Annotated in this window: 26 protein-coding genes; 17 read left to right on the forward strand and 9 right to left on the reverse strand. The window is 67.6% G+C overall.

Translation table 11 applies throughout. The features are described from left to right. The first annotated feature begins 34 nt into the window (after nt 1–34). From E4O86_RS05975 to E4O86_RS06030, 12 genes are all read left to right on the forward strand, one after another. The gene (locus tag E4O86_RS05975) at nt 35–475 is read left to right on the forward strand and encodes a tripartite tricarboxylate transporter TctB family protein (protein ID WP_161139614.1); all 441 of its coding nucleotides are present in this window, start codon (nt 35–37) and stop codon (nt 473–475) included. Next, entirely contained in the window at nt 466–1,998 is a 1,533-nt protein-coding gene (locus tag E4O86_RS05980; RefSeq protein ID WP_161139615.1) for a tripartite tricarboxylate transporter permease, read from the forward strand. Before E4O86_RS05975 ends, E4O86_RS05980 begins: the two co-directional genes overlap by 10 nt. 215 nt (nt 1,999–2,213) lie before the next feature. Then, nucleotides 2,214–2,729: a MarR family winged helix-turn-helix transcriptional regulator gene (locus E4O86_RS05985; RefSeq protein ID WP_161139616.1), complete on the forward strand. Its 516-nt coding sequence runs from the start codon at nt 2,214–2,216 to the stop codon at nt 2,727–2,729. Between the two features lie 316 nt (nt 2,730–3,045). Beyond that, nucleotides 3,046–3,918 carry an FAD binding domain-containing protein gene (locus E4O86_RS05990; protein WP_161139617.1) on the forward strand — a complete coding sequence of 291 codons (873 nt, stop codon included), beginning with the start codon at nt 3,046–3,048 and terminating at the stop codon, nt 3,916–3,918. After that, nucleotides 3,918–4,415, forward strand: coding sequence for a (2Fe-2S)-binding protein (locus tag E4O86_RS05995; RefSeq protein WP_161139618.1), 498 nt, complete (start codon nt 3,918–3,920; stop codon nt 4,413–4,415). Before E4O86_RS05990 ends, E4O86_RS05995 begins: the two co-directional genes overlap by 1 nt. After that, nucleotides 4,412–6,805 (forward strand): xanthine dehydrogenase family protein molybdopterin-binding subunit, encoded by a 2,394-nt coding sequence (locus E4O86_RS06000; protein WP_161139619.1) that lies wholly within the window; start codon nt 4,412–4,414, stop codon nt 6,803–6,805. The genes E4O86_RS05995 and E4O86_RS06000 overlap by 4 nt, the downstream gene beginning before the upstream one ends. Next, nucleotides 6,802–7,779: an amidohydrolase family protein gene (locus E4O86_RS06005; RefSeq protein WP_161139620.1), complete on the forward strand. Its 978-nt coding sequence runs from the start codon at nt 6,802–6,804 to the stop codon at nt 7,777–7,779. The genes E4O86_RS06000 and E4O86_RS06005 overlap by 4 nt, the downstream gene beginning before the upstream one ends. A 19-nt stretch (nt 7,780–7,798) precedes the next feature. Beyond that, complete coding sequence (locus tag E4O86_RS06010; RefSeq protein ID WP_161139621.1) at nt 7,799–8,269, forward strand: SRPBCC family protein; 471 nt, start codon at nt 7,799–7,801, stop codon at nt 8,267–8,269. 105 nt (nt 8,270–8,374) lie between these two features. After that, nucleotides 8,375–8,698 carry an NIPSNAP family protein gene (locus E4O86_RS06015; protein ID WP_161139622.1) on the forward strand — a complete coding sequence of 108 codons (324 nt, stop codon included), beginning with the start codon at nt 8,375–8,377 and terminating at the stop codon, nt 8,696–8,698. A gap of 52 nt (nt 8,699–8,750) precedes the next feature. Further along, on the forward strand, nt 8,751–9,728 hold the full coding sequence (locus E4O86_RS06020; protein WP_161139623.1) for an ABC transporter substrate-binding protein: 978 nt from the start codon (nt 8,751–8,753) through the stop codon (nt 9,726–9,728). A 31-nt stretch (nt 9,729–9,759) separates the two neighbouring features. After that, the gene (locus E4O86_RS06025; RefSeq protein WP_161139624.1) at nt 9,760–10,533 is read left to right on the forward strand and encodes an ABC transporter permease; all 774 of its coding nucleotides are present in this window, start codon (nt 9,760–9,762) and stop codon (nt 10,531–10,533) included. After that, the gene (locus tag E4O86_RS06030; RefSeq protein ID WP_161139625.1) at nt 10,530–11,303 is read left to right on the forward strand and encodes an ABC transporter ATP-binding protein; all 774 of its coding nucleotides are present in this window, start codon (nt 10,530–10,532) and stop codon (nt 11,301–11,303) included. Before E4O86_RS06025 ends, E4O86_RS06030 begins: the two co-directional genes overlap by 4 nt. A gap of 34 nt (nt 11,304–11,337) precedes the next feature. Here the strand turns inward: E4O86_RS06030 and E4O86_RS06035 are convergent, their stop codons facing one another. From E4O86_RS06035 to E4O86_RS06055, 5 genes are all read right to left on the reverse strand, one after another. Beyond that, a complete protein-coding gene (locus tag E4O86_RS06035) occupies nt 11,338–12,147 on the reverse strand; it encodes an ABC transporter ATP-binding protein (RefSeq protein ID WP_161139626.1) in 810 nt (269 codons plus the stop codon). A 59-nt stretch (nt 12,148–12,206) separates the two neighbouring features. Then, the gene (locus E4O86_RS06040) at nt 12,207–13,229 is read right to left on the reverse strand and encodes an ABC transporter substrate-binding protein (protein ID WP_161139627.1); all 1,023 of its coding nucleotides are present in this window, start codon (nt 13,227–13,229) and stop codon (nt 12,207–12,209) included. A 59-nt stretch (nt 13,230–13,288) separates the two neighbouring features. Further along, a complete protein-coding gene (locus E4O86_RS23755) occupies nt 13,289–14,029 on the reverse strand; it encodes an ABC transporter permease (RefSeq protein ID WP_343039106.1) in 741 nt (246 codons plus the stop codon). 188 nt (nt 14,030–14,217) lie between these two features. Beyond that, the gene (locus E4O86_RS06050) at nt 14,218–14,463 is read right to left on the reverse strand and encodes a hypothetical protein (protein WP_161139628.1); all 246 of its coding nucleotides are present in this window, start codon (nt 14,461–14,463) and stop codon (nt 14,218–14,220) included. Further along, a complete protein-coding gene (locus tag E4O86_RS06055; protein ID WP_161139629.1) occupies nt 14,460–14,720 on the reverse strand; it encodes a DUF2249 domain-containing protein in 261 nt (86 codons plus the stop codon). Before E4O86_RS06055 ends, E4O86_RS06050 begins: the two co-directional genes overlap by 4 nt. 287 nt (nt 14,721–15,007) lie before the next feature. On the opposite strand from E4O86_RS06055, the gene E4O86_RS06060 reads away from it, so the two are divergent. Then, the gene (locus E4O86_RS06060) at nt 15,008–16,813 is read left to right on the forward strand and encodes an SLC13 family permease (protein WP_246206238.1); all 1,806 of its coding nucleotides are present in this window, start codon (nt 15,008–15,010) and stop codon (nt 16,811–16,813) included. A 108-nt stretch (nt 16,814–16,921) separates the two neighbouring features. Here E4O86_RS06060 and E4O86_RS06065 read toward each other — a convergent pair whose 3' ends face one another. Both E4O86_RS06065 and E4O86_RS06070 read right to left on the reverse strand, forming a co-directional pair. Next, a complete protein-coding gene (locus tag E4O86_RS06065; RefSeq protein ID WP_161139630.1) occupies nt 16,922–17,227 on the reverse strand; it encodes a hypothetical protein in 306 nt (101 codons plus the stop codon). 57 nt (nt 17,228–17,284) lie between these two features. Further along, a complete protein-coding gene (locus tag E4O86_RS06070; RefSeq protein ID WP_161139631.1) occupies nt 17,285–18,937 on the reverse strand; it encodes a flavin-containing monooxygenase in 1,653 nt (550 codons plus the stop codon). A gap of 387 nt (nt 18,938–19,324) precedes the next feature. Here E4O86_RS06070 and E4O86_RS06075 point away from each other — a divergent pair, with 387 nt between their 5' ends. Next, nucleotides 19,325–20,329: an AraC family transcriptional regulator gene (locus tag E4O86_RS06075; protein ID WP_161139632.1), complete on the forward strand. Its 1,005-nt coding sequence runs from the start codon at nt 19,325–19,327 to the stop codon at nt 20,327–20,329. 43 nt (nt 20,330–20,372) lie between these two features. On the opposite strand, the gene E4O86_RS06080 is transcribed toward E4O86_RS06075, so the two are convergent. Further along, nucleotides 20,373–21,305, reverse strand: coding sequence for an alpha/beta hydrolase (locus E4O86_RS06080; protein WP_161139633.1), 933 nt, complete (start codon nt 21,303–21,305; stop codon nt 20,373–20,375). Between the two features lie 589 nt (nt 21,306–21,894). Between E4O86_RS06080 and E4O86_RS06085 the strand changes: the two genes are divergently transcribed. From E4O86_RS06085 to E4O86_RS06095, 3 genes are all read left to right on the forward strand, one after another. After that, nucleotides 21,895–22,890 (forward strand): ABC transporter substrate-binding protein, encoded by a 996-nt coding sequence (locus tag E4O86_RS06085; protein ID WP_161139634.1) that lies wholly within the window; start codon nt 21,895–21,897, stop codon nt 22,888–22,890. Between the two features lie 105 nt (nt 22,891–22,995). Further along, nucleotides 22,996–24,444 (forward strand): aldehyde dehydrogenase family protein, encoded by a 1,449-nt coding sequence (locus E4O86_RS06090; protein WP_161139635.1) that lies wholly within the window; start codon nt 22,996–22,998, stop codon nt 24,442–24,444. Beyond that, the gene (locus E4O86_RS06095) at nt 24,401–24,796 is read left to right on the forward strand and encodes a cupin domain-containing protein (protein ID WP_161139636.1); all 396 of its coding nucleotides are present in this window, start codon (nt 24,401–24,403) and stop codon (nt 24,794–24,796) included. Before E4O86_RS06090 ends, E4O86_RS06095 begins: the two co-directional genes overlap by 44 nt. 320 nt (nt 24,797–25,116) lie before the next feature. Here the strand turns inward: E4O86_RS06095 and E4O86_RS06100 are convergent, their stop codons facing one another. Continuing rightward, the gene (locus tag E4O86_RS06100; RefSeq protein WP_161139637.1) at nt 25,117–25,374 is read right to left on the reverse strand and encodes a hypothetical protein; all 258 of its coding nucleotides are present in this window, start codon (nt 25,372–25,374) and stop codon (nt 25,117–25,119) included. Between the last annotated feature and the right edge of the window lie 113 nt (nt 25,375–25,487).

Raw genomic sequence — 25,487 nt, forward strand, 5'->3', positions numbered from 1 at the left:
TTCAACACGGATGGCAAGTCGGAGGCCTGAGACGATGGCGTTGCGACACGAAGACACGGTCGGCGGAGGCGCGCTGATCGCGGTGGGCGGGGTCGTGACCCTCCTCTCCCTCGACATGGGAACGGGGGCGGCCGGGGCCACGCTCCCGCCGAATTTCTTCCCGCTCCTCTGCTCCGCGGGGCTGATGATCTGCGGGGCGGTGCTGCTGGTCCGCGGCTTGCTCTCCGCGGCGAAGCCGCTCCCCGCGCTGCTCGACGCCCGGGTCGGCGCGGTCCTCGTCGCGCTCGTCGCCTATTTCTGGTGGTTCGAGGCGATCGATTTCCGCGTCGGGACCTGGCTCTTCGCCCTCGTCGCGCTGTTCGCCTTCGGTCTCAGGCGTCCGCGGCAGCTGATCTTCGTGCCGATCGTGCTGAGCGCGGCGCTCTATCTCGCCTTCACCTACGGCTTCGACGTGGTGCTGCCGTCATGGACCTGATCTCGTTCGCCGACGTGGCGGCGGCGCTCTCCGCCGTCGCCGATCCGACCGTCGTCTTCTTCGTCTTCGCGGGCGCCGTCATCGGCATGATCTTCGGCGCCGCGCCGGGCCTCACCGCCGCATCGGCGATCGCGCTGTTCCTGCCGATGACCTATGCGATGGGGCTCACCACCTCGATGGCGCTGCTCCTCGGCATCTATTGCAGCGGCTATTTCGCGGGCTCGATCCCGGCGATCCTCATCAACACGCCGGGAACCCCGGGCTCCGCGGCGACCGCCCTCGACGGCCACCAGATGGCGCTGAAGGGGGAGAGCGACCGCGCCATCACCACGGCCCTGGTCAGCTCCTTCCTCGGCGGCCTCTTCTCGCTGCTTCTCCTCACCACGATCGCGCCGAGCCTCGCCAAGGTCGCGCTGACCTTCACGTCCGTGGAATATTTCTCCTTCGCGCTGGTCGGCATCGTCTGCGTCGCAGGGATCTCGCGCGGGTCGATGGTGAAGGGGCTCGCCTCCGCCTGCATCGGCATCCTGGTCAGCACGGTCGGCCTCGATCCGGTGAGCGGCGTCGGCCGCTTCATCTTCGACGAGCCGAATCTCATGGGCGGAATTTCGAGCACCGCCGCCTTGATCGGGCTCTTCGCGATCGGCCAGATGCTGCTCCTCGCCAAGAAGAACAACGTGGCGGCCGAGTTCCTGCCGGTCCAGGCGAGGTCCTCGGTGCTCTCGGTGATCGGGGATCACTGGAGGAACCGCTGGATCGCGCTCCGTTCCGCGATCATCGGGACGATGATCGGCGTGCTGCCGGGCACCGGGCCGGCGATCGCCTCCTGGGTGAGCTACAGCGACGCGCTGAGGACGGCCCGGCGCGGCGACAGGTTCGGGCAGGGCGAGGTGAAGGGCGTCATCGCCTGCGAGGTCTCGAACAACGCCGTCACGGGCGGTGCCCTCGTTCCCCTCCTGACGCTCGGCATCCCCGGCGACCCGGTGACGGCGATCCTCATCGGCGCGCTGCTGATCCAGGGCATCGAGGCGGGGCCGTTCCTGATCAAGCACAACCCGTCTTTGTTCGTCTCGATCCTCATCCTCCTCTTCATGTCGAACTGCTTCATGGTGGCGCTCGGTCTGTGCTGCCGCAGGCTCGCGGCGAAGGTGCTCGAGATCCCCGCCGGAATCATGGTGGCGACGATCTGCACGGCCGCCGCCGCGGGTTCCTTCTCGCTTCAGAGCAATGCTTTCGACGTGAAGCTCGTCATGGCCTTCGGCCTGCTCGGCTATCTGATGATCCGGTACCGCTTTCCGACCGCGCCGGCCGTGCTCGGCATCGTGCTCGGGCCGATTCTCGAGCAGAATCTCCGCAATGCGCTCACCGGTAACGGGATGGACTTCACCGTCTTCTTCACCCGGCCGATCAGCGCCGGGGCGCTGCTCGTGATGTGCTTCCTCCTCTATGTCTGGCTGAAGCCCGCGGGCGGCCGGGGCGGCGCGAAAGCGGATGCGCGCGCGGAGGAGACCGTCAACCCCTGAGGAAGCGGCCGGCTCTGCTCCCTCCGGGCCGCGTCGCCCGCACGTCTCCGCCGTCCGGCCCGGTCCCGGCCCGGGCGGAATTCGTCCGAGATTGCAGTGCGCTCGGGAGGAGACGGCTCCGGTCAGGTCCCATATAGTCGGCCGGCAGGCGGCGCCCGTGCCGGGCGCTGCGGGGCGCCGCTTGCTTCTGCGGCGGCTTGGACGGAGAGGGGACATTGGAGCTGCGGGCGACGGATCGGGAGGAGGCGCGGGAGAACGTGCCGGAGATCGGGCTCGGCCTGCTCCTGCGCAGTGCCAACCAGGCGTTCGGCGATGCGATCAACGCCAATCTCGCTGCCTTCGGCGTGACGCGCGGGCAGTTCAACCATCTGAGGCGCCTGTGGGAACGCGACGGCATGAGCTCCAGCGAGCTCTCCGCGCTCGTCGGCGTGAAGAAGGCGACCTCGACGAGCATTCTCGATTCGCTGGAGAGCAAGAAGCTCATCCGCCGCGTCCGCAACGATCCGGACCGGCGCAAGGTGAACGTCTTCCTGACCGAGGCGGGGCGGGCGCTCGAGCAGGATCTGACCGAATGCGCCAAGCAGGCGAACCGCCAGGCGGCGCGGCATTTTTCCGAGGCCGAGATGCTCGCGCTCTACAGCCTGTTGCGGCGGCTCGTGAAGTCGCTGCGCGAATCCGGACCGGAGCCGTCGGCCGCCGCCGAGGCGGAGCGGTCCGGGCACGTGGCGTGATCCCGCGCCGGTAGGCCGCGTGGACTAGCACAATTTGGATTGTCCTATACCAACTTGTCGCAGGGCGCGCTCCGGCCCCGTGTGGACCTGGGCGTAAACCTCTTGATCTCACGATTTTCGGCCCGTCCGGGGCGTCCGCCCGCGCATGAGCGGCGTTCGACCGCGGCCGGAGGCTTGCTTCCTGTCGAAATGACCTATAACAATGCCCCCGCTTGTCGGAATGTCATCAAACGATCCGCCGCGCGGCGGCCGGTTCGTTGGCGTCTGAAGAAGAGCCTGGCCCAGCGAGGGACCTCGCCCGAGAACCGGAGGAGGCATGAAGCCCGCCCCATTCGAGTACGTCCGCCCGGCCTCTTTGGCCGAGGCTTGTGAGCTGCTGGCGGCCAACGGCGATGCCCGCCTGATCGCGGGGGGCCAGACGCTGGTCCCGATGCTCGCGATGCGCCTGGCGCGCCCGTCGATGCTGATCGACATCGCCCGCCTCGAGGAGCTCCGCGGCATCCGGGCCGAGGACGGCGCGATCGTCGTCGGCGCGGTCACGCGGCAGGCGGTCGCCGAGCGCGATCCGCTCGTCGCCCGCGAGGTGCCGCTCCTCGCCAAGGCGCTGCCCTGGGTCGGGCATCCGCCGACCCGCGCGCGCGGCACCGTCGGCGGCTCGATCGCGAATGCCGACCCCTCCGCCGAGATCGCCCTCGTCGCCGCCACGCTCGGGGCCGAGGTGGTGGTGCGCACCGGCGCGGACACCGAGACGATCTCCGCCACCGAGTTCTTCATCGGTCCGATGATCACCCAGGTCCCGCCGGACGGCTGCGTCACGGCGGTGCGCTTCCCCCGCCGGCCGGCCGGCCGGGTCGGGACCGGCTTCGGCGAGATCAGCGTCCGGCGGAGCGATTTCGCGCTCGTCTCCGCCGCCGCGCAGGTGGTGCTGGAGGCGGATGGCCGCTGCGCCGAATGCTTCGTCGCCGTCGGCGGCGCCGCCGACATCCCGCTGCGGCTCGAGGGCGCTTCCGCTCTCGCCGGCACCAGGCTCGCCGATTCCGACATAGCGGAGGCCATCGCCGACGACATAGCGGGCCTCGACACGATGTCCGATCTCCATGCCTCCGGCGCCTATCGCCGGCGGGTCGCGCGCACGCTCGCCATGAGGGCGGTCGCCGAGGCGCGCGAGGAAGCGAGCAGGGTTCACTGATGAAGGTCGATCTCAACATCAACGGCGTCGAGCGGACGGTGGACGTCGAGCCGCGCACCTCGCTCCTTGACTGCCTGCGCGGCGAGCTGGCGCTCACCGGCACGCGCGCCGGCTGCGAGCACGGCGTCTGCGGCGCCTGCACCATCCTCCTCGACGGCGAGCCGGTCCGCTCCTGCCTGATGTTCGCGGTCCAGGCCGACGGCTACGAGATCACCACGATCGAGGGCATCGCGCCGGCGCCGGGCGAGCTCAGCGTCGTCCAGGATGCCTTCGTCGAGAAGCACGGCATGCAGTGCGGCTATTGCACGTCGGGCATGGTGCTGGCGGCCCATGCGCTGCTGATGCGCAACGCCAACCCGACCGACGAGGAGATCCGCGACGCGATCTCCGCCAATCTCTGCCGCTGCACCGGCTACGGCCAGATCGTCGAGGCGATCCGGCTCGCCGCCGACAATCTCGCCCAGTCCAACGTCTTTCCCGCGGAGCGTGTGCGATGACCGAGCAGGGCTTCCGCTATATTTCCAAGCCGCGGCGCGTCGCCGAGGACCGCCGCTTCGTGGTCGGGCGGGGGCGCTACGCCGCCGATATCCGCCGACCGGGCGAGCTCGCGGTGGCGCTCGTTCCCTCCCAGCACCCCTGCGCGCGCATCGTCTCGATCGATGCGAGCGCCGCGCTCGCCATGAAGGGCGTGCGCTACGTCCTCACCGGCGAGGAGCTCGCCGCCGCGACCGACCCGCTGATGGTCGGCGTCGACGCGCCGCTCGTGAAGCGCTATCCGCTCGCCGTCGGTCGCACCCGCTATGCCGGCGAGTGGGTCGCCGCCGTCGTCGCCGAGACGCGCGCGCTCGCCGAGGACGCCACCGAGAAGGTGGTGGTGAAGTACGAGCCGATCGAATACGTCATCGACGGCGAGGCTGCCATCGCGCCGGACGCGCCGCTCGTCCATCCCGACCACGGCTCCAACATCGTGCTGGAGAAGCGCTTCGTCTGGGGCGAGGTCGACGAGGACTTCGCGAAGGCGCCGCACAGCCTCTCCTACCGGGTGAAATGGGGCCGCAGCTCGACGGTCCCGATCGAGACCTTCAACCTCGTCGCCGAGTGGAATCCCTGGCAGGAGATCCTCGACGTCTGGGCCTCGATCCAGATGCCGAAATATCCCGATCAGATCGCGCGGGCGCTGCGGATCCCCTATACCTCGGTCCGCGTCCACCACGATGTCGACGTCGGCGGCAGCTACGGCGTCAAGCGCGGCATCAAGCACACCGTGCTCGCCGGCTATCTCGCCCGCACGCTCGGGGCGCCGATCCGGCTCATCGAGGACCGGCTGGAGAACATGCGGGCCGGCGACGCCCACGGGCCGGAACGCCTCTTCGACGTCGAGATGGCCTATGACGATGACGGCCGCATCCTCTCCATGCGGATGCGCGCGCTCGACAATGTCGGCGCCTATATCGGCCGCTCGCCGCTCCAGCTCGGCAAGCCGGTCGGCGCGATCGTCGGCCCCTACAAGATCGGCAGCGTCGCCTACCATGCGATGGCGGTGCTCTCGAACAAGACGCCGCAGGAGGCCGTGCGCGGCTTCGGGCAGTCGCCGACCAACTACGCCATCGAGACGGGGGTGGAGAAGGTCGCCGAGGCGCTCGGGCTCGACCGGCTGGAAGTGCGGCGGCGCAACTTCGTCAAGAAGGACGAGTTCCCGTACCTGATCCCGAGCGGCACCAGCTATGACAGCGGCGACTACGATGCCGTCGCCGACAAGGTGATGGCGCAGATCGACTGGGATGCGCTCGTCGCCGAGCGCGACCGGCTCCGCGGCGAAGGCATGCTCGCCGGCATCGGCCTTTCGGCCTGCCTGGAGCCGGGCGGCGGCAATTCCGCCTTCGAGCCGCTCCTGAACGAGAAGAACCTGACCACCACGTGGATGGAATCGGTCCGCATCAATGTCGACGCGCTCGGCGGGGTGACGGTCGCGATCCACACGACCTCGTCGGGCCAGGGCCACGAGACGCTGGTGTCGAGCTGCGTCGGCGAGGTGCTGGAGATCGACCCGGACACGATCCGCGTCGTGCGGCCGGATTCGCTTGCGAGCCTGCCGAGCAATTCGCCCGTTGGGAGCCGCATGGCGATCATGATGGGCGGCGCGGCCTATCGCGCGGCCCACAAGGTCAAGGCGAAGCTGATCGCGGTCGCGGCGAAGAACCTCGACGTGGCGATCGACGCGGTGTCCTACCACGACGGCAATGCCAGCGCCGGGGGCAGGACGCTCTCCTGGATGGAGCTCGTCACCATCTGCCACCGCGGCTACCACAAGCTGCCGGCCGGCATGGATCCGGGCCTCGAGGCGACCGACGTGATGCAGGTTCCGGGCGGCGAGCGCCTGCCGGAGCAGGGCCGGACCCAGATGTATCCGTGCTACTCCTTCGAGTTCCACGCCATCCTGGTGGTGATCGACCCCGCGCTCGGCAAGCCGGACATCCGGCGCTACGTGATCGGTCACGATTGCGGCACGGTCATCAACCCGCACATCGTCAAGGGCATGACGCTCGGCGGCATCGCGCACGGCATCGGCGCCTCGCTGTTCGAGGAGTTCGCCTATGACGAGGAGGGCCAGCTCCTCACCCAGAGCTTCATGGACTACCTCCTGCCGTCGTCGCACGAGGTGCCCGCCGTCGAGATCGTCCATCACGTCAGCCCGTCGCCGCATACCGTGTTCGGGCAGAAGGGCTCGGGCGAGTCCGGCTATCTCGGCAGCCCGGCCGCCATCTCCAGCGCGGTCAACGACGCCGTGCGTCCGCTCGGCATCCGCTTCGACGCGCTGCCCATCCGCATCTCGGCGATCGGCGATGCTGTCGCCGAGGCCCTCGAGAAGACCGAAGGACTGCAATGATCATCGACGCCCACGCGCATCTCTTCCCGCCGACCCTCCTCGACAAGATCCGCAAGGAGAAGGGGCGCTTCCCGTCGGTCGCGGCGGTCGAGGCGGGCGACAGCCTCTCGCTCGGCTTCGCCGGCGGCAAGCTCTCGCGTCCGGTGGCGAAGGGCCTGACCGACATTGCCGGCCGGAAGGCCTGGATGGCGAAGAACGGCATCGACCGCCAGATTGTCGGCGGCTGGGTCGACAGCTTCGGCTATGAGCTGCCGCCCAAGGAGGGCGCGGCCTGGGCGAGCCTCATCAACGAGGACCTGATGGAGACGGCGAAGGCCGAGCCGGCCTTCGTGCCGCTCGCCGACGTGCCGCTCCAGAGCGGCGCCGAGGCGGCCGCGATCCTCAGGGAGGCGCATTCGGCCGGCTTCCGGGGCGCCATGATCGGCACGCAGCCGAACGGCAAGGGCTCGGTGCTCGATGCGCCGGAGCTCGACCCGTTCTGGCAGGAGGCCGACCGCCTCGGCTCCGTCCTCTTCATTCATCCCGTCTTCGACAGCGGCGACGACCGCAATCTCGATTACGGCATGCCGAATGCCGTCGGGCGCATCACGGATACGATGATCGCGGTGAGCCGGCTTCTCTATTCCGGCCACGTGCTGCGCTATTCCGGCGCCAAGATCGTGATCGGGATCGGCGGCGCGGGCCTGCCGATCATCCTCGGCCGGCTGCGGCGCAATCATTCCCTCGACCCGGAGAAGCTCGCCGATCCGGTCAAGGGCATCGCGTCCATGTATTACGACACGCTCATCCACGATGCGAACGCGCTGAAGTTCGTCGCGAGCGTGGTCGGGACCGACCGCATGATGCTCGGCTCCGACATGCCGTTCCCGATCGGCGACATGGAGCCGAAGAAGGTGGTCGAGGAGGCGGGCTTCGACGAGGCCGCGCGCGCCTCGATCTATGGCGGTCTCGCCGAGAAGCTGCTGGCCGGCTGAGGCCCTGGAGAGACACGACATGAAGGTCGAACTCAAAGGCAACGAGACGATCGCGGCGCCGCGCGACGCGGTCTGGACGGCGCTCAACGATCCGGCGTTCCTCGCCGAATGCATCCCGGGCTGCAGCGGCATGCGCGAGGTCGGCCCGGACGCCTACAAGGTCGATATGAACCTCAAGGTCGCCTCGGTCGGCGGCACCTTCGAAGGCGATATCGCGCTCTCCGACAAGGAGCCGCCGCGGGCCTGCCGGATCACCGTCTCCGGCGCCGGCACGCTCGGCCACGGCAACGGCGAGGCGCGTTTCGAGATCGAGGACAACGGCGACGGCACCTCCGCGCTCTCCTACCAGGGCAAGGGCGAGGTCGGCGGGCTCGTCGCCGGCGTCGGCCAGCGCATCCTCGGCAGCGTCGCGAAGCACCTCACGGGCCGCTTCTTCAAGGCCGCCAAGCAGAAGCTCGAGGCGCCAGAAAAGGCGGCCGCGGGCGCCTGAACATGCTGCGGCGGTCCCGGGCCGCCGCTGTCGCTCACTTGCGGATCGTCCCTGCGCGCCGCTCAGGGCGGCGGACGGGCCGTGACAATCATAGGGAGAAGTCGAATGATCTACGAGTTGCGGACCTACGAGGCGCACGAAGGGCGCGGCGAGCCGATGCGCCGCCGCTTCAAGGAGCATGTCGTGCCGCGGCTGCCGAAGCACGGCATCGAGCTTCTCGGCGTCTTCGAGCCGCAGGATGATGAGGGCCGCCTGGTCTATGTCACCCGGTTCGCCGACGAGGGCGCGCGGCAGAAGGGCTGGGCCGCGTTCGGAGCGGATCCGGAATGGAAGGCGATCAAGGCGGAATCCGAGAAGGACGGGCCGCTGCTCCGCAATCAGACCGTCGTGGTCATGAACCCTGCGGTCGAAGGACTTCTCATGGGGTGAGCCCGTTCCGACGGGCTGCCCCTCTCCGCTGCGAGAAGAGGGAGGACGTATCGTGAAAGCTCATTTGACCGCTTCGCTTCTGGCGCTCGTCGCCGGGATCGGGCTCGCCGGCACGCCGGCTTTCGCCCAGGACCTCGAGAAGGTGTCCGTCGTTGTCTTCGGCCCGCCCTCGCTCGGCGCGTTCCTGCCGCCGGTCATCGAGGCGCAGAAGTTCGACGAGAAGAACGGCCTGCAGGTCACCTTCGAAGAGCGGCCGCCCGACGCCTATGCGGCGCAGTTCAATTCCGGCGAGTTCCAGGTCGGCGGCAGCGCGGCGCTGCTGACGGTCGGCCTCGCCGACATCCGCGGCGTCGACGTCACCTATCTCTTCAACCTGTTCGACTATTGGGGCGCGGTCGTCACCTCGCGGCCCGAGGTCAAGACCCTGAAGGACCTCGAGGGCAAGGATCTCGCCGCCGCTTCCGGCACGACGAACTACGTCATGTTCAACTGGCTCGCGAAGCAGCAGGGCGTCGACACCTCCAAGATTTCGGTGGTGAACACGGCGACGCCGGGCCTCATCGGCTATGCGGTCGCCGACCGCGCCGCGGCGGTCCAGCTCTGGGAGCCCGCCTATACCTCGCTGGTGACGAAGCACCCGGACATCCGGACGCTCGATCTCGGCATCGCCGAGAACTGGGAGAAGTTCGCCGGCAGCCGCAACCTGCCCTATCTCGGCGTCGCCGCGCACACCTCCTGGGTCAAGGAGCATCCCGAGGCGGCGGAGAAGCTCTTCACGGTCTACCAGCAGGCCGCCGACTGGGTCTCCAAGAATCCCGACGAGGCGGCGAAGCTGATCGTCCCGAAGGGCACTGCCGACGACCAGGCGGCGATCGCCGCTCTCATCCGCAACAATGACCGGCTCGGGATGAACGTCCGCAAGGCCGGCGAGATCGGCGAAGAGATCAAGAAGGTCTACCAGGCCGGCAAGGAGGTCGGCTGGCTGCCCGGCGATCCGAAGGATTCAACCATCTACCAGGCCGGCAAGTAGCCCGGCCTGCAGCGCACGAAGGCATTCGAGAATGGGATCCACAATCATCCTGTCGCGGATCTTCTGGTCCGTGGCACCGTTCCTCCTGCTGGCGGCACTCTGGCAGTTCGCCTCGCTGTGGTTCCCGCCGTTCCTGTTCCCCTCGCTCGTCGACGTCTTCCGGCGCGTCTTCCAGATCCTGGTCGATCTCGGACAGTTCGTGGACGTGCTGGCGACGGTCGGGCGCATCCTCGCCGGTCTCTTCGGCGCCTTCGTGCTGGGCGGCCTCCTCGCCGTCCTGATGAACCGGTCGCCCGGGGTCGACCGGTTCATCTCGCCGATCCTCACCTTCTTCCAGGGCATCCCGGCGCTGTCCTGGGTGGTGTTCGCGATCATCTGGTTCCACGGCATCGAGTTCCGCATCTTCTTCATCATGGTGATGACGACGCTGCCCGCCTTCACCTTCCAGATGATCGGCGCGCTGCAGGCCATGTCGAAGGATCTCTTCGAGATGGTGCTGTCGTTCCGGCCGACCCGGCTGCAGATGTTCCGCACCATGGTCCTGCCGGCCGTGCTGCCGGAGATCCTCACCGCGTGGAAGGTCAATCTCGGCAATGCGGCGCGCGTGGTCGTGGTGGCCGAGCTCGTCGGCGCCACCGGCGGCGTCGGCTACCAGCTCCTGCAGCAGCAGCAGCTCTTCGACATGGCCGGCGCGCTCGCCTGGACCTTCCAGCTCGTCTTCTTCGTCCTCATCACGCAGCAGATCATCACGATGATCGAGCGCTATGCCTTCCGCTACCGCGCTGTCTCGGAGCGTTCGCTATGAGTGTCGCCGCCGCCGCCGATCCCGCGATGGGGATCACGCTCGACAAGGTCACGAAGCGCTTCCCGAAGCGCGGCTCGGACGAGGGCTTCGTGGCGGTGGACAGGGTCGATCTCCACATCGATCCGGGCGACATGGTGGCGCTGCTCGGCAAGACGGGCTGCGGCAAGTCGACCATCTTCAACATGGTCTCGGGCCTGCTCGAGCCGTCGGAGGGCAAGGTCAGCGTCGCCGGCCACGATCCCTTCCACGAGTTCGACTGGTTCCGCGGCAAGGTCGCGATCGTCTTCCAGAACGACCGGCTCCTGCCCTGGCGCACCGCGCTCCAGAACGTCGAGCTCGGCCTCGAGCTGCTCGGCGTCCCGCATGAGGAGCGGCGCAAGCAGGCGATGGACTGGCTCTCGCGGCTCGGCCTGAAGGGCCACGAGCACGATTATCCGCACGCGCTCTCCGGCGGCATGCGCCAGCGCGTCAGCATCGCGCGCGCCTTCGCGACGAATGCGGGCCTGCTGCTCTGCGACGAGCCGTTCTCCGCGCTCGACGAGATGACCGCGAACCGCCTCCGCGAGGAGTTTTCGGCGCTGGTGCGGGAGAACAGGAAGACGGCCGTCTTCATCACCCATTCGATCAACGAGGCGCTCCAGATCGGGGACCGGATCATCGTGCTCGAGCGGCCGGCGAAGATCGCCTACGACGTGCGCCTCGACCGCGCCACGGGGGAGGCCGAGAAGGAGGCGATCCGCGACCGCATCAAGGAGGTGCTGGCGCTCTGAGCCGGCGGCTCGGCCGGCCGGCGCCCGCCGGATCTCAGAAATCCCGGCTGCGGCCGAAGAAATCCGAGTTCTCGTCCGAGAGGACGAGCTCCCGGATGCGGTTCCAGAGATAGGCGCGGAGCTCGATGAAGCGCGGCTCCGCGCGGACGTCGTAGCGCCAGCGCGGCCGCGGCAGCTCGACCTCGATCGCCTCCAGGATGCGGCCCGGCCGCGGTCCCATCAGCACCACCCGGTCGGCGAGGAGGATGGCCTCGTCGACGCTGTGGGTCACGAACAGCACGACCGAGCGGCGGAGCGCCCACAGCCGCATCAGCTCCGCCTGCATCAGTTCGCGCGTCTGCGCGTCGATGCTGGCGAACGGCTCGTCCATGAGCAGGATCTCCGGCTCCGGCGCGAGCGCGCGGGCGAGCGCGGCGCGCTGCTTCATGCCGCCGGAGAGCTCGCCGGGATAGGCGGACGCGAAGCGCGCGAGCCCGACCAGCTCGAGATAGTGCTCCGCCCGCTCGCGGCGGGCGGCGCGGTCGAGCCCCGTGCCGGCGAGCGCGAATTCCACGTTGCCGCGGACCGTCGACCACGGCACGAGCCGGAACGACTGGAACACGAAGCCCATGCCCGGGCCCGGAACGGGTGCGCGGCCGAAGACGCGGACGCTTCCGGAATCGGGCGGCAGCAGCCCGTCCACGAGGCGCAGCAGCGTGGTCTTGCCGCAGCCGGAGGGGCCGAGCAGCACGACGAAGCTGCCTTGGTCGATCGAGAGCGTGACGTCGCGGAGCGCGTCCACGGCCGGCGCCCCGCGCGGCGGCTCGAAGCGCTTCGAGACGCCGGCGAGCTCGATTATCGGCATCGGCTTCTCGGCCGGCGGCGCCGCGGGAAACGCCCCGGACGGGGCCGGCTCCGGCCGGTTCATCGCACCGGTCTGTCCCGGCCCGGCGCGGTGCCGAGCCGGGCGAGCACGGCGTCGAGCGGCCCGAACTCCGTCCAGGCCGCGAGCGGCACTTCGGGCAGGCCGGCGAAATCCGGGGTTTCGTAGAGCCAGGCTTCGGTCGCCGCCAGCTCGTCCCGGGCGAGCCCGCCGTTCACGCTCCAGCTTCCTGCGAAGCTTTTGGCGAGCGTCTCGAGCGTCGCGCGCGAGACGTCGGGCCGCTCGGCGGCCATCGCCGCGACCCACTTCTCCGGATCGGCGGCGAAGTCGCGCGAGGCCTTCACCAGCGCGGCGATCACCGCTTCGACGTCCTTCCTGCGGCTTTCGAGGGCGGCCGGCGCGACCACGTTCACCTTGTTCACGACGGGCGCGGCCGCGTAATAGGCGTCCTGGTCCACCAGCACGTGCAGCCCGGCCTTGTCGGGCAGGTCGGTCCAGACGCCGATCGACATCGTGGTGGCGTCGATCTGGCCGGCGGCGAGCGCCCGCGCGCGCACGGCCGGCTGGCCGAGCGCGACGAAGCGCACCGCGTCGGGAGCGAGGCCGTCCGCGGCGAGCACCTTGGCGCTCAGCGAATGGTCGAGGCTGCCGAGCCGGCCGATCCCGAAACTTCGCCCCGCGAGCTCGGCCGGGCGGGCGATCGAATCCTTCGCCGCGATCAGGAAGGGCAGGGACTTGTTGGGCGACATCACCGCCTTGAGCCCGGGATCGCCGCGCGCGGCGAGCTGCAGCACGGCGTCGACGGAGACGTTCGCCATCTCGCCTTCGCCGGCCTTCAGCGCGGCGAGCGCCGAGGGTGTCTGCTGCACGCGGACGATCTCGACGTCCACGCCCTCGCGCTCGAAATAGCCGAGCTTCTCGGCGAGCGGCATCACGGAATTCGGCACGAGCGGCACGTCGAGCTCGGTGACGATGAGCCGGAACGGCGCCGCCGCGGCCGGCGCGAGCGCGGCGGCGAGGAGCGCTGCGGCGGCGATGACGGATCGTAGGGCGTTCGCCCGCATTCTTTCCTCCCGGTTGAACCTGCCGTCGGAGCGGCCGCCGCCCAACCGGGGCGGCGGTCTCAACGGGTCCGCCACCGTGCGAAGCGCTGCTCGACGAGGCGCAGGCCTTCCGTAACGGCTACCCCGGCGAAGGCAAGCGTGATGACGATCGCGAAGTATTCCGCCATGCGGAACGTGTTGCCGTAGAGCGCGAGCAGCCCGCCGAGGCCCTGCACCGCCGTATAAAGCTCGGCCACGACGGTGTTGATGAGGCCGATCGTGGCGCCGAGCCGGAGGCCGGCGACGACGAAGGGAAGCGCCCCCGGCAGCACGATGTGGAGAAAGATGCGCAGCTTGCCGGCGCCGGTGGAGCGCGCCATCTCGACGAGCTCGTCGTCGGCGGCGAGCACGCCGGCATAGGTGTTCACCAGGATCGGCATGATGGCGCCGAGAAAGACGATGAAGACCTTCGCCTCGACCCCGAGGCCGAGAAGCACGATGACGAGCGGGACGAAGGCGACGCGCGGCGTCGCGGCAAGCGCGTAGACATAGGGCTCGAACGCCTTGCCGAGCCGGCCGGCGGCGCCCATCGCGAGTCCGAGCGGAACCGCGGCGGCCGCGGCAGCGAGATAGCCCGAGAGATAGACGAGCGCGCTGTCGCCGAGCGCGGCGAGGAGCGTGCCGTCGGCGGCGAGCCGTCGCCCGGCCGCGAGCGTCGCCGGCGGATCCGGCACCACCGTCGGCCCGTAATGGAAGGCCGCGGCCCACCAGACGGCGAGGATGCCGGCGAGGATGAGGAGGCGCTCGATGGCGATCGTCACGCCGGAGCGTCCTGCCGGGCGCCGGACGGACGGCAGGACCGGGCAGCCGCTGCGGGGCGCGTTCCTGCGCGGCCGGAGGGGCGATCGGCCGGGTCGGGTCCGTTCGTCGGAAGAGGGATCATGCACCGCGACAATAGACCAGCCCGCTTGGCCGGCCAAACCGGAAGCGAGGCTCCGCGCCGGCCGCGTCAGACTTCCCGTCGGTGCGGCACGTCCGCGGCGTCGTCATGGTTCAGGCAGACGGTATCGGTCAGCCGCAGAAGCTCGTCCGGCACCTCTGCGATCCGCTCGACCGCCATCACGCGCCCGCACTCCGCGAGAAGCACGATCGAGCCCGGCCTGACGCCGCCGCTCACGAACACCCGCTTGCCGGCGAGGCGGTGCGCAAGGTCCGCATGCGCTGCCGCGCCGGGCAGCTGCTGCATCGCGCTCATTGGGCCGTCCTCCTGCCGATCCTCCGGAGCCGCACCCGCCAGGTCTCCGGGCCGGATTCGAGATAGGTCCATGCGAAGTCGCCTTCGAAGTTGAATTCGAGCTGGTTCCGGAGGAGCGTCGGATCGTGGTCGTGCACGATCTGCAGGCTCTGTTCCGGTGCGAGCGCCGCCAGCAGCTGGAAGATCACCGTGTGCCGGATCCGCGACGGAATCTCCCGCACGTCGAGGATGCGCTCGCCCGCTTCCGTTTCGATCATGCCGCTGCCCTCTCTTCCCGCACATTCTCCATCATGCGGGCGCCGCGCGGCCCGCGCCTTGATCAGGCGCAAGGACAGGCGGAACCGTCCGGCGCCCGGGACGGAGCTCTTGCCGCGGGCGGGAGATCGGCGGGGCAGGCTGGACCCGGTTTCGTCGCGGTGCAATATGGACCGGCCTGGCGCTGGTGCGTCGCAACACGGGGCGGGACCTTGTTCGGGACGACTGAGCGCGCGGCAGCGAGAGAAGCTCTTCCGGCCGGCTGGCCGGTGCCTCGGGCGACGCCTCTTTGAACACGGCGCACATGCTCGCGGGCCTTGCACCCTACGCGCCGTTCCTCGCGCTCGCCGTGATAGCGGCCCTTTTCGTCGCCTTCGCCAGCGAGCGCATGCCGCCGGAGGTGGTCGCGATCGCCGGCATGGCGTTCCTTCTCGTCACCGGCCTCATCGATACCGGCGACATGCTCGGCGTCATGTCGAACAGCGCGCCCTGGACCATCGTGGCGATGTTCATCATGAGCGCGGCGCTGGTGCGCACCGGCGTGCTCGACGGCGTGATGAGCCGCCTCCATCTCCTCTCGCGCTACGGGCCCGGCGTGGCGCTCGCCGCCTTCCTGTTCCTCACCATGGCGGCCTCGGCCTTCGTCAACAACACGCCGATCGTCGTGATGCTCATCCCGGTCGCGACCGCGCTTGCGCGGAAGGCCGACATCCCGGCCTCGAAGATCCTGATGCCGCTCTCCTTCGCGGCCATTCTCGGCGGCACCGGAACGCTCATCGGGACCTCGACGAACATCCTCGTCGACGGCGTCGCGCGCGGCCTCGGGCTCGCGCCCTTCACGCTCTTCGAGATCGCGCCGCTCGGGGTGATCGTCGCGCTCGTCGGCGGCCTCTACATGATGACGCTCGGCCGGCGGCTCCTGCCGGAGCGGACGATCGTCTCCGATCTCCTTGCCGGGCGCGGGCGGTCGCAGTTCCTCGTCGAGGTGCTGGTGCCGCACGATTCGCCCATGATCGGGCAGAACCCGGGCAAGGTAGCGCTCTTCAACGGGCCCGACCGGCGCGTCGTCGACGTCGTGCGCGGCGATCTCTCGCTCCGCCGCGACATGGGCTCCGTGGTCCTCGCCCCCGGCGACATCGTGGTGCTGAAGTCGCCGGTCGCCGACGTGCTCGCCATGCGCGACGGCAAGGAGCTCTCGCTCGGCGGGGAGGATCTCGTGGAGCCGGTCGCGGCGCGCTCGACGGTGGTCGTCGAGGCGCTGCTCGGGCCCTCGGCGCGGCTCCTCGGGACGACGCTGCGCTCCATGCGCCTGCGCCGCCGCTACGGCCTCTATCCGCTCGCGGTCCACCGCCACGGCGAGAACCTCGCCGCGCGGCTCGAGGAGATGCCGCTCGAGGTCGGCGATACGCTGCTTCTCGAAGGCTCGCCCGAGGACCTTCGCCGCTTCGCCGACGACATGGACCTCGTCAGCCTTGCCGAGCCGCGCGAGCGCGGGCTCCGCCGGGAGAAGGCGCCGCTCGCCGCCCTCGCGCTCGCCGGCGTGGTGATCGCCGCCTCGACCGGCGTCATGCCGATCGTCGGCCTCGCCTGGATCGGCGTCGCCTTCGTCCTCCTGACGCGCTGCATCGACGCGGAGGAGGCGTTCGGGGCGGTCGACTGGCGCATCATCGTGCTGATCTACACCATGCTCGCGGTCGGCCGGTCGCTGGAGAATACGGGCGCCGTCGGGCTCATCGTGGCAGGCGTCGAGCCGTGGGCGCGCGGCCTGCCGCCGATCGCGGTCCTCGCCATCGTCTATTTCCTCACCTCCGCGCTCACCGAGCTCGTCACCAACAACGCGGTGGCGGTCGTCGTCACGCCGGTCGCCGTCGGCCTCGCGCTCGAGCTCGGCATCGATCCGCGCCCCTTCGTCGTCGCCGTCATGTTCGGGGCGAGCGCGAGCTTCGCGACGCCGATCGGCTACCAGACGAACACGCTCGTCTATTCCGCGGGCGGCTACCGCTTCATGGATTTCGTGCGCGTCGGCCTGCCGCTCAACGTCATCGTCGGCATCGTGACCGTGCTCGTCATCCCGCTGGTCTGGCCGTTCCGTTGAGCGGGCGAGGTCGATCCGCCCGGACGCGCCCGCTCAGCGGACGAGGATCGCCCGCGCCGGTCGGACGAGCTCGACCCCTCCACGCGGATGACGATCGCCCGCCGCCGGTCAGATGAGCTCGATCGCCTGCACGCGGACGACGATCGCCTGCTGCGCGAAGCGCGCCTCGAGGTCCCGGCGGTAGCCCGCCCACCAGGCCCGGTCGAGCGTCTCCGTCATCACCTCGAAGACGGCGATGTCGTCGGCCTCGGTGCCGCCGCCGCCCTTCCAGAGCCCTTCGGCCGGCGCGCGCGTGAAGGCCGTCAGCCCGCCGAAGCGCTCCGTGAGCTCGCTCCTGACGCGGTCGAACGCCGCGGCGTCGAAGCGCCGGCCGCGCGGGTCGCGGACGGGCAGGAGGATCTGGGCGAGATGCATCGGGGCGGCTCCAGGGGCGGCAGGACCTCCGAATTCTACCCAGAATCTCCGGACCGACTACTCAGCGGCGAGGGCTTTCACAGGGGCCCTGACGAAGCCGCGATAATCATCATTGGCTATTCCTTCGCAAATCTCGCGATAGGTGCCAACTCCGCCGATGTAGGGCATGAAAACCCGCGGCTTGCCGGGGATGTTGGCCCCCAGGTACCACGAGTTCGCCTTCACATGCAGCGTCTTGCTCGCGACGTCATTCACCGTCTGGACCCATTTGTCCTGTTCTTCCAGGGTCGGCTCGATGCGGTCCTGACCGGCCGCCTCCATCCGGCCGATGATGTCGCAGGTCATTTCGACATGCTGCTCGATCGAGACGGTCATGTTCGACAGCACCGAGGGGCTGCCCGGCCCGGTGATGAGGAACATGTTGGGGAAGCTGTGGGTCATCAGCCCGAGATAGGTGCGCGGCCCCGCTGCCCACGCATCGCGGATCGACAGCCCGTCGGTGCCGCGGATGTCGACGTTGAGGATTGAACCCGTCATTGCGTCGAACCCGGTAGCATAGACGATGGCGTCAAGCTCGTATTCCAAGCCGGACTTCAGCCGCACACCGGTTTCGGTGATGCGGTCGATGGTATCCTCCGACACGTCGACGAGGCTCACATTCGGGCGGTTGTAGGTCTCGAAATAGTCGGTGTCGACGCAGATACGCTTTGAGCCGATCGGGTAGCCCTTGGGGCAGAGCTTTTCGGCAGTGACCGGATCCTTCACCGTCTCGCGGATACGCTGACGCACGAATTCGGCGGCCAGGTCGTTGGCCTTCTGGTCGATGCCCAGCTCCTGCCACTGGAAGATGAAGCCGAAACCGCCCGATTGCCAGCCCTTCCAGAACGCCGCCTCGCGATCCTCGTCGGACATTTCCAGCATCGGCACCGGAATGGTGTCGACGGGAAGGCCGCTGGGCGAATATCGCGCGGCATGGCGCAGGGCCGGATAGTTCGCCTTGACCTCTTTCTCACGTTCCTTGGGCAGGGGGCCGTTGTAGGCGGGGATCGAGAATTGCGCCGTGCGCTGGAACACGGTCAGGTGCTTCGCCTCCTGGGCAATGACCGGGATGGCCTGAAGCGCTGACGATCCCGTGCCGATCACAGCCACACGCTTGCCTTCGAAGCTGACGCGCTCGTGCGGCCACCGGCCGGTGTGGTAGGTGTCGCCCTTGAAGGCCTCCATGCCCGCGAACTTCGGCAGATTGGTCGAGGACAGACAGCCGGTCGCCATGATGAAGTAGCGCGTGGTCACCTCGTCGCCAGCCTCGGTCGTCACGGTCCAGGTGCGGGTCTCCTCCGACCAGACGGCCTTCTTGACACGCGCGTCGAACTTGATCGAGCGGCGCATGTCGAAGCGGTCGGCCACGTGGTTCAGATAGGCGAGGATTTCGGGTTGCGGCGAGAATTTCTCGCTCCAGCTCCATTCCTGCTCGAGATCGCGGTCGAAGGAGAAAGAGTAGTGCACGCTGTCGGAATCGCAGCGCGCGCCAGGATAGCGGTTCCAGTACCAGGTGCCACCGACATTCGTGCCTGCCTCGAAGACCTGGATGGACAGGCCCATCTCGCGACATTTGTGGATGAGGTAGAGGCCCGAGAATCCGGCGCCCACCACCACGACATCGGTCTCGGCGCGGATGGGCTGGGTTTGGGTCGTCTGTTCAGCTTTCATTGTCCTAGCGGTCATTGTCCACCTTTCGCGCGGCGCGGACGTTCCCGACGCCACGGGAATTGCGGCGCCAATTCGCGTTTCGGGATATTTGCTGACGCCGGCCATTCGCTGCAGGCGCGGGCGCGCGCTTGTGACAGACGCCGGTCCGCCACATGGTTGCGCTCCGATCTGCTCGGAGGGCGGCGCTTCCGCCGGATGGCGCTACGGTATCGTATTCTTCATGGTTTCCTCTCTTGGGCGGCTGCCACTATTCTGCGGTAGGCTGGCCGTTCGGAATCGAATTACGATTCGGCTTGATAAGCGTAGTCATAGAGTGACTGCCTAGAAGAGGAGACGCCGCCAGATACCTGGTAGAAGGTGCCAATGTGAGAGAGGAGGAGGCCTGGGTTGAGGATCGACCTGTTGCAGACGACCGTGATGCTGGCGACCAGTATCAGGATCATGGCCGACATTCTCAGGGAAGAGGGGCATGATGTGGCCGCCGCGGCGGCCGAGGCGGGGTTGCCGTCGTCAGCCCTGACCGATCCTTTGGCGCGTGTGAGCGGGATCGGTGAACTGGCTTTCCAGCGGATTGCGTGCGCACTGACGCCAGCTCGCCAGGACCTGTGGTTCGCCCTCGGCCAGCGCTATCGCGCCATGGCCTACAGCGCCGGCGGGCTGGCAATGATGACGGCGCCTAACCTGTCGGAGATGATCGTCAACGCGCATGTCTGGCAGCCGCTGACCTATTCCCTCACCCAGACCCTGCCGATCATGGAGAGCGGCATCGCCATCGGCGTCGAGCACGACCTGACCGAGGTGCCCGAACCGCTGCGCGAATTCACCATCTTCCGCGACGTCGGTGCGATGATGACCGCGTTCGACGAGGTCGTGCCGAATTTCCGCTGCCGGATCGAGATTTGCTTTCCGCGGCCCGCGGTGGCGCTTCCCGAACCGATGGCCGAGGCGGTCTATGATGCGCCGCGTTCGGCCGTTATCTGGGGGCCGGAGCTTGCGGTGGTGCCGTTCCGCCACGCCGATCCGGTGCTGCACGCCACCTTCATGCAGCAGAGCCTGGCGACGGTGAGCGACATGCAGCAGACTTCGAGCTTTCTGCGCACCGTGCTCGAGGTGCTGTCGGACACGACGAAGCGACACAGCATCGACGAGATGGCGCGGGACCTCGGCATGTCCAAGCGCACGTTCCAGCGACGGCTGCGCGACCATTCCATGTCGTTCCGCGACGTCATCGGCACCGTCCGCGCCCGCAGTGCCAAGGATCTGTTGCGCCAGCCGGGCATGACCATCTCGGAGGTCGCGTGGCGGATGGGCTATGCCGATGCAACCGGCTTTTCCCATGCGTTCCACCGCTGGACAGGCCTGTCTCCGCGCGCCTTCCGCGAAAGGGGATGACGACGGACGCCGGACCGTGATGGATGGTCCGGCGTCCCGACAATCAGGCGGTTTCGCGGATGAGGCGGCCCAGATCGTCGATGGCGCGTTCAACGTGCGTCATGCTGGACGGCAGGGCGGCGCGCATGTTCATGATGCCGTGGATCAGCCCGTGGGCTTCGCTGAACAGCAGGCGGACGCCGCTTTCGGCCAGCCGCGCGGCATAGGCCCGGCCCTCGTCGCGCAGCACGTCCAGCCCTGCGGTCATGATCACCGTGGGGGGCAGGTGGGCCACGCTTTCGGCCAGAAGCGGCGAGACGCGGGGATCGGTCCAGTCGGCCTCGGTCGGCAGATAGTGGTCGCGGAACCAGTCCATCCCCGCTTCCTCAAGGAAATACCCGGACGCAAATTCAGAATAGGAAGCGTGCTTCTTCGAGATGTCGGTCACCGGATAGAACAGCAGCTGCGCCCGCACCTTCACCTTGTCCGATGCCGAGACCACCGTGGCGAGATTACCCCCGGCGCTGTCGCCGCCAGTCAGCACGCCGCCCGCCTTGCCTCCCAGCTCGGCCGGTGATCCGGCGACCCAGACCGCTGCGGCGATGCTGTCGTCGACCGCTGCCGGAAATACATGTTCCGGCGCCATGCGGTAGTCCACCGAAACGACGCGGATGCCCAGCCGGTTGGCGATCTGGCTGCACAGGCCGGCGCAGCCGTCGAGGCTGCCAACCACCCAGCCGCCGCCGTGGTAATAGACCAGGACCGGCCCTTCGGGCTCGCCGTGGTCGGGCACGAACAGCCGCGCGGGGATCGGCCCGGCGGGACCGGGTATGGTGATGTCTCGCATCTCCTTCAGCGGCTCGACCGGCAGGTCGAGTTCCAGCATCATCGGCCCCATGACTTCGCGCGCGGTCACGGGATCCATCTCGTGCAGCTTCGGCCCCGGCGCCTGCGCAGCGGCGTCGAGCAATGCTTTGGTCTCCGGCAGAATCGTCATTCCTCCCTCCCTTGTTCTTCCGTGATCTCATCAAGACCGGAGACTACCGAGCCCGGGCAGTCAGCAGGAACCGGAGCGGGCGCCAATTACATGAGACACCGCGCCAGTTCGCGGTCCGCGTCGCGAACCCGTCGCCGAGGGGCCATCGACCGCGAGGAGCGCCGCTACGGCGGATCCTTGCCGCGCGCCCGCTTTCGCTTTGCCAGCCTGGCCGTCCTTTGTCGCATTCGTCCTCGAAAGGTATCCGCCTGAGGTCGTAGCAGCCGGGGGTGTGGCCCTGTTCATCGTCCTGCGTCTGATACGCGCAGACGAGGTCATGGCCTCGTTCTCCAACCCTGCTCCGATCACCATCGCGCCATGTTCGTGGTCTCGGGCGCGTTGGTCCGCACCGGGGTTTATCGACGGCATCAGCCAGATGCAGCTTTCGAGCGCAGCTGCGCCATCCGCTGGTGCCCATCTTTGCCGGCTTGCTTAGGCGCGACCCTGGCGCTGGTTGTATAAATGCGGTTTATGAGTACCGCACGACTAATTAATTGACAGTGATGAGAACTGCGTGTGAATCTCCGGCCGGTTCCCGGGAGGACTTCGTATGAAAAACAAACTAATTATCGCTCTATCGTCTGTAATTGTACTTTCAGCCGCAAATATATCATTTGCAGAAACGAAGCATACATCGATTGCTGTTCAGTTCGGGGTAACCTATCTGCCGCTGGCAGTCATGAAGCATGAGAAGTTGATTGAGAAGCGGGCCAAAGAGGCTGGCCTGGATTTGGTGGTTAACTGGACCCAGGTTGCTGGCGGAAATGTCTCCAACGATGCGTTGATCGCCGGGAATCTCGACATTTCCGCGACCGGCTTCCCGTCATTCCTGACATTGTGGTCGCGCGGCGCCGGAAAGATCGATGTGAAAGGCATTTCCGCATACGGCTCGACGCCGCTATTGCTGGTAACGCGCGACCCCGACGTTAACTCGATCGCAGACTTTTCGGACAGCAACCGCATTGCAGTGCCGGCCGTAAAGAGCTCCACGCAGGCCATGCTGCTGCAGATGGCCGCAGAGACGCAGCTAGGGCAGCTCGACAAGCTCGACAACATCACCGTCTCGCGCTCGCACCCGGACGCCCAGGCCGAACTCCTGTCAGGCATCGGGCAGATCGATAGCCATTTCAGCGCCCCGCCGTATCAGTACAATGAGCTCGAGGCGGACGGCGTCCATCTGGTCATCACCTCAACGGAAATTCTGGACGGGGATGTGTCCAACGGCGTGCTGTTCGCGAAGCAGAAATATATCGACGCCAACCCTGCTGTCATCGAGGCGGTCTATCTGGCAGTCGGCGATGCGATGGCGCTGATCAACCAGGACAAGCCGGCCGTGGCCCAGATGTATCTGGATGAATCGGGTGACAAGATGTCCGTGGACCAGATTCTGCAGACGATCGAGGCGCCCGGCGTCATCTTCGACCAGACGCCCAGGGGGCTCATGAAATTCGCCGACTTCATGAAAAGGACGGGCGCGATCGAGAATGCGCCGGCCGACTGGAAGGATGTCTTTTCGGGCGAAGTGATCAATCTGCCGGGCAATTGAGGAACCGCGCCATCGGCTGACGGCCGGACGTTTCTGCGTGGCTGGCGCCCCGGCCGTCATCATTGCTCCAAGCGTCATTGCTCCAAACCAGCCAGGAAGAGATACGTGTCCAACGTTTCGATCAATCCTGCCACCGGGGAGGAAATCTTCCGCTTTGCCTTTCACTCCGACGTAGATGTCGATGCGGTCATTGATGTCGCCCAGGCGGCGCAGCTGTCCTGGAAGACGCGCGGAATAGGCGAGCGAACCGCGCTGCTGAGCCGCTCGGGGCAGGTGCTTCGCGCCAACGCCGAGCGCTATGCCCGCCTGATAACTCTGGAGATGGGCAAGCCGCGAGCCGAAGCGCTGGCGGAAATTGAGAAATGTGCGTGGAACTGCGATTTCTACGCCCAGCATGCAGCGGATTTCCTCGCGGACGAGCCGGTGGAAACGGGCGCACAGGCAAGTTCGGTCGTGTTCGACCCGCTTGGCGTCGTGCTTTCCATCATGCCGTGGAATTTCCCCTTCTGGCAGTTTTTCCGGTTTGCCGCACCCGCGCTGGCAGCCGGCAACGGAATTGTCCTCAAGCACGCCAAGAATGTGCCGCAGAGCGCCCTGGCCTGCGTCGACGTGCTTCGGCAGGCCGGGATGCCGGGTGGCCTCGCCGGCGCGATCTTCGTCGAAAACAAGGATGTTGCCCGGATCATCGCCGACAGCCGGATTGCCGGTCTGACGCTGACCGGATCGACCGGAGCCGGGGCCATCGTCGCCTCGCAGGCGGGACAGGCACTCAAGCGGCAGGTGCTCGAGTTGGGTGGATCGGACCCGTTCATCGTACTGGCGGACGCCGATGTCGAGCGTGCCGCCAGGGTCGCGGTCAAGGCCCGCTTCCTCAACGCCGGCCAGAGTTGCGTGAACGCCAAGCGCTTCATCATCGAGGAGGCGGTCGCGGACAGGTTCACCGAAGCGTTCTGTCGATCCGTCGCTGCGCTGCGGATCGGGGATCCCTGGGCGCCGGAGACGGATGTCGGTCCCCTGGCCCGGGCGGATTTGCGCGATGCCCTGCACAGCCAGGTGGTGCGGTCGGTTGCTGCCGGCGCCAAGCTGAGGATTGGCGGAGAGGCCGTCGAGGGCCCGGGATTCTTTTATCGCCCCACCGTCCTGGACGGCGTGACGGAAGCCATGCCCTGCTTCGTGGAAGAGACGTTCGGGCCGCTGGCGGCGATCTCGCGCGCCAAGGATGCCGATGATGCCGTCCGTCTTGCCAACAGCACCGAATTCGGGCTGGGCGCGTCGCTGTGGACCGCAAGCGCCGAGCGGGCACGCCGCATCATGCACCAGCTGGAATCGGGCGCGGTGTTCGTGAACGCCATGGTTGCGTCCGACCCACGCCTGCCATTCGGCGGTATCAAGCGGTCCGGTTATGGCCGCGAGCTGGGTCGCTATGGCATCCGGGAGTTCACCAACATCAAGTCGGTCTGGATCGAAGCCACCGACTTGCTCCCGGCACCGACCGATCGGAGGAAGAGCGATGCAAGCTGTCATATTGCGCCCGAACACGATCAAGCCGCATGACCGCGGCGGTGGCGCCCGCACATATGCCCTGGTGACCAGTGAAATAGGCTCCAGGTCACTGCTCAACGGCATAACGGAGTTTGCGCCCCGCGCGTCGATCCCGCTGCACAAGCACAATTGCGAGGAAAGCGTCATCGTCCTCGATGGCGAAGCGATCGTGGAAATCGACGGCGTGCTGACACCGATGCGGGCCAACGACACCACCTGGGTGCCGGCGGACATCCCCCACCGCTTCATCAACGCCTCTAGCGAACATCCCATGCGGATATTCTGGACCTATGCATCGATTCAGGCGACGCGGACCCTGATGGCCACCGGTGAGGTGAGACCAGTGGATTCCGAGCGCTCGTGAATGCGGACATGACCATACGGTCCGCTCGGGTCGAGGCAGGGACCGGGTAGTCGATGTCCGCGGCGGACATGAAGATGGCCAGTACCTGGTCGTAGCCCGCAATCGCGCCCACCTTGCTCGCTGCGTCGCGGTCGACCATCTCGACCAGCAGCCTGAGGTTGGCCTGCGAGACGCGATGATCGCGGACGGCCCTGCCGCACAGCCGGATTGCCGCCGCATGCAGCGGGGTTACGCCCGGGCCGGCCACGCCGCTCAGCGCCGCCGCCAGGGTCTGTCCGTCGAGCCCGATCCGTTCTCCCACGGCGGCGTGGTAGTCCCATTCATATCCCGATCCAAAGGGCCGCGGCCGTCGCCGGTATCGCTATCTCCCGCAGGTCTGCCGGCAGGTTGTCCAAGAACCTCAACTGCGCCCCAATGACCTGGATCGAGCGGGTGATGTCGGGGATGTCCAACATTGCCAGGAAGGGGCGCGGGACCTCCCCGCGCGGACCGGCGGAGATCTCGTGGTAGACTCGTTTCTGCTCGACGTTCCTCGCTTCGTCGGTGGCAACCCCGATCAGCATTTTCTGCCGGTTCATCGTTTCCTCCGATGCGATGCGAATAAGTCGGCCGAAGCTGCAGACCAGCAATTCTGGTTGTGTCCGATCCAGGGACAATCGACGTTGGGGTGTCGCCACATGGCGCCGTGGCG

The sequence above is a fragment of the Propylenella binzhouense genome (assembly GCF_009866965.1).
Lineage (GTDB): Bacteria > Pseudomonadota > Alphaproteobacteria > Rhizobiales > Afifellaceae > Propylenella > Propylenella binzhouense.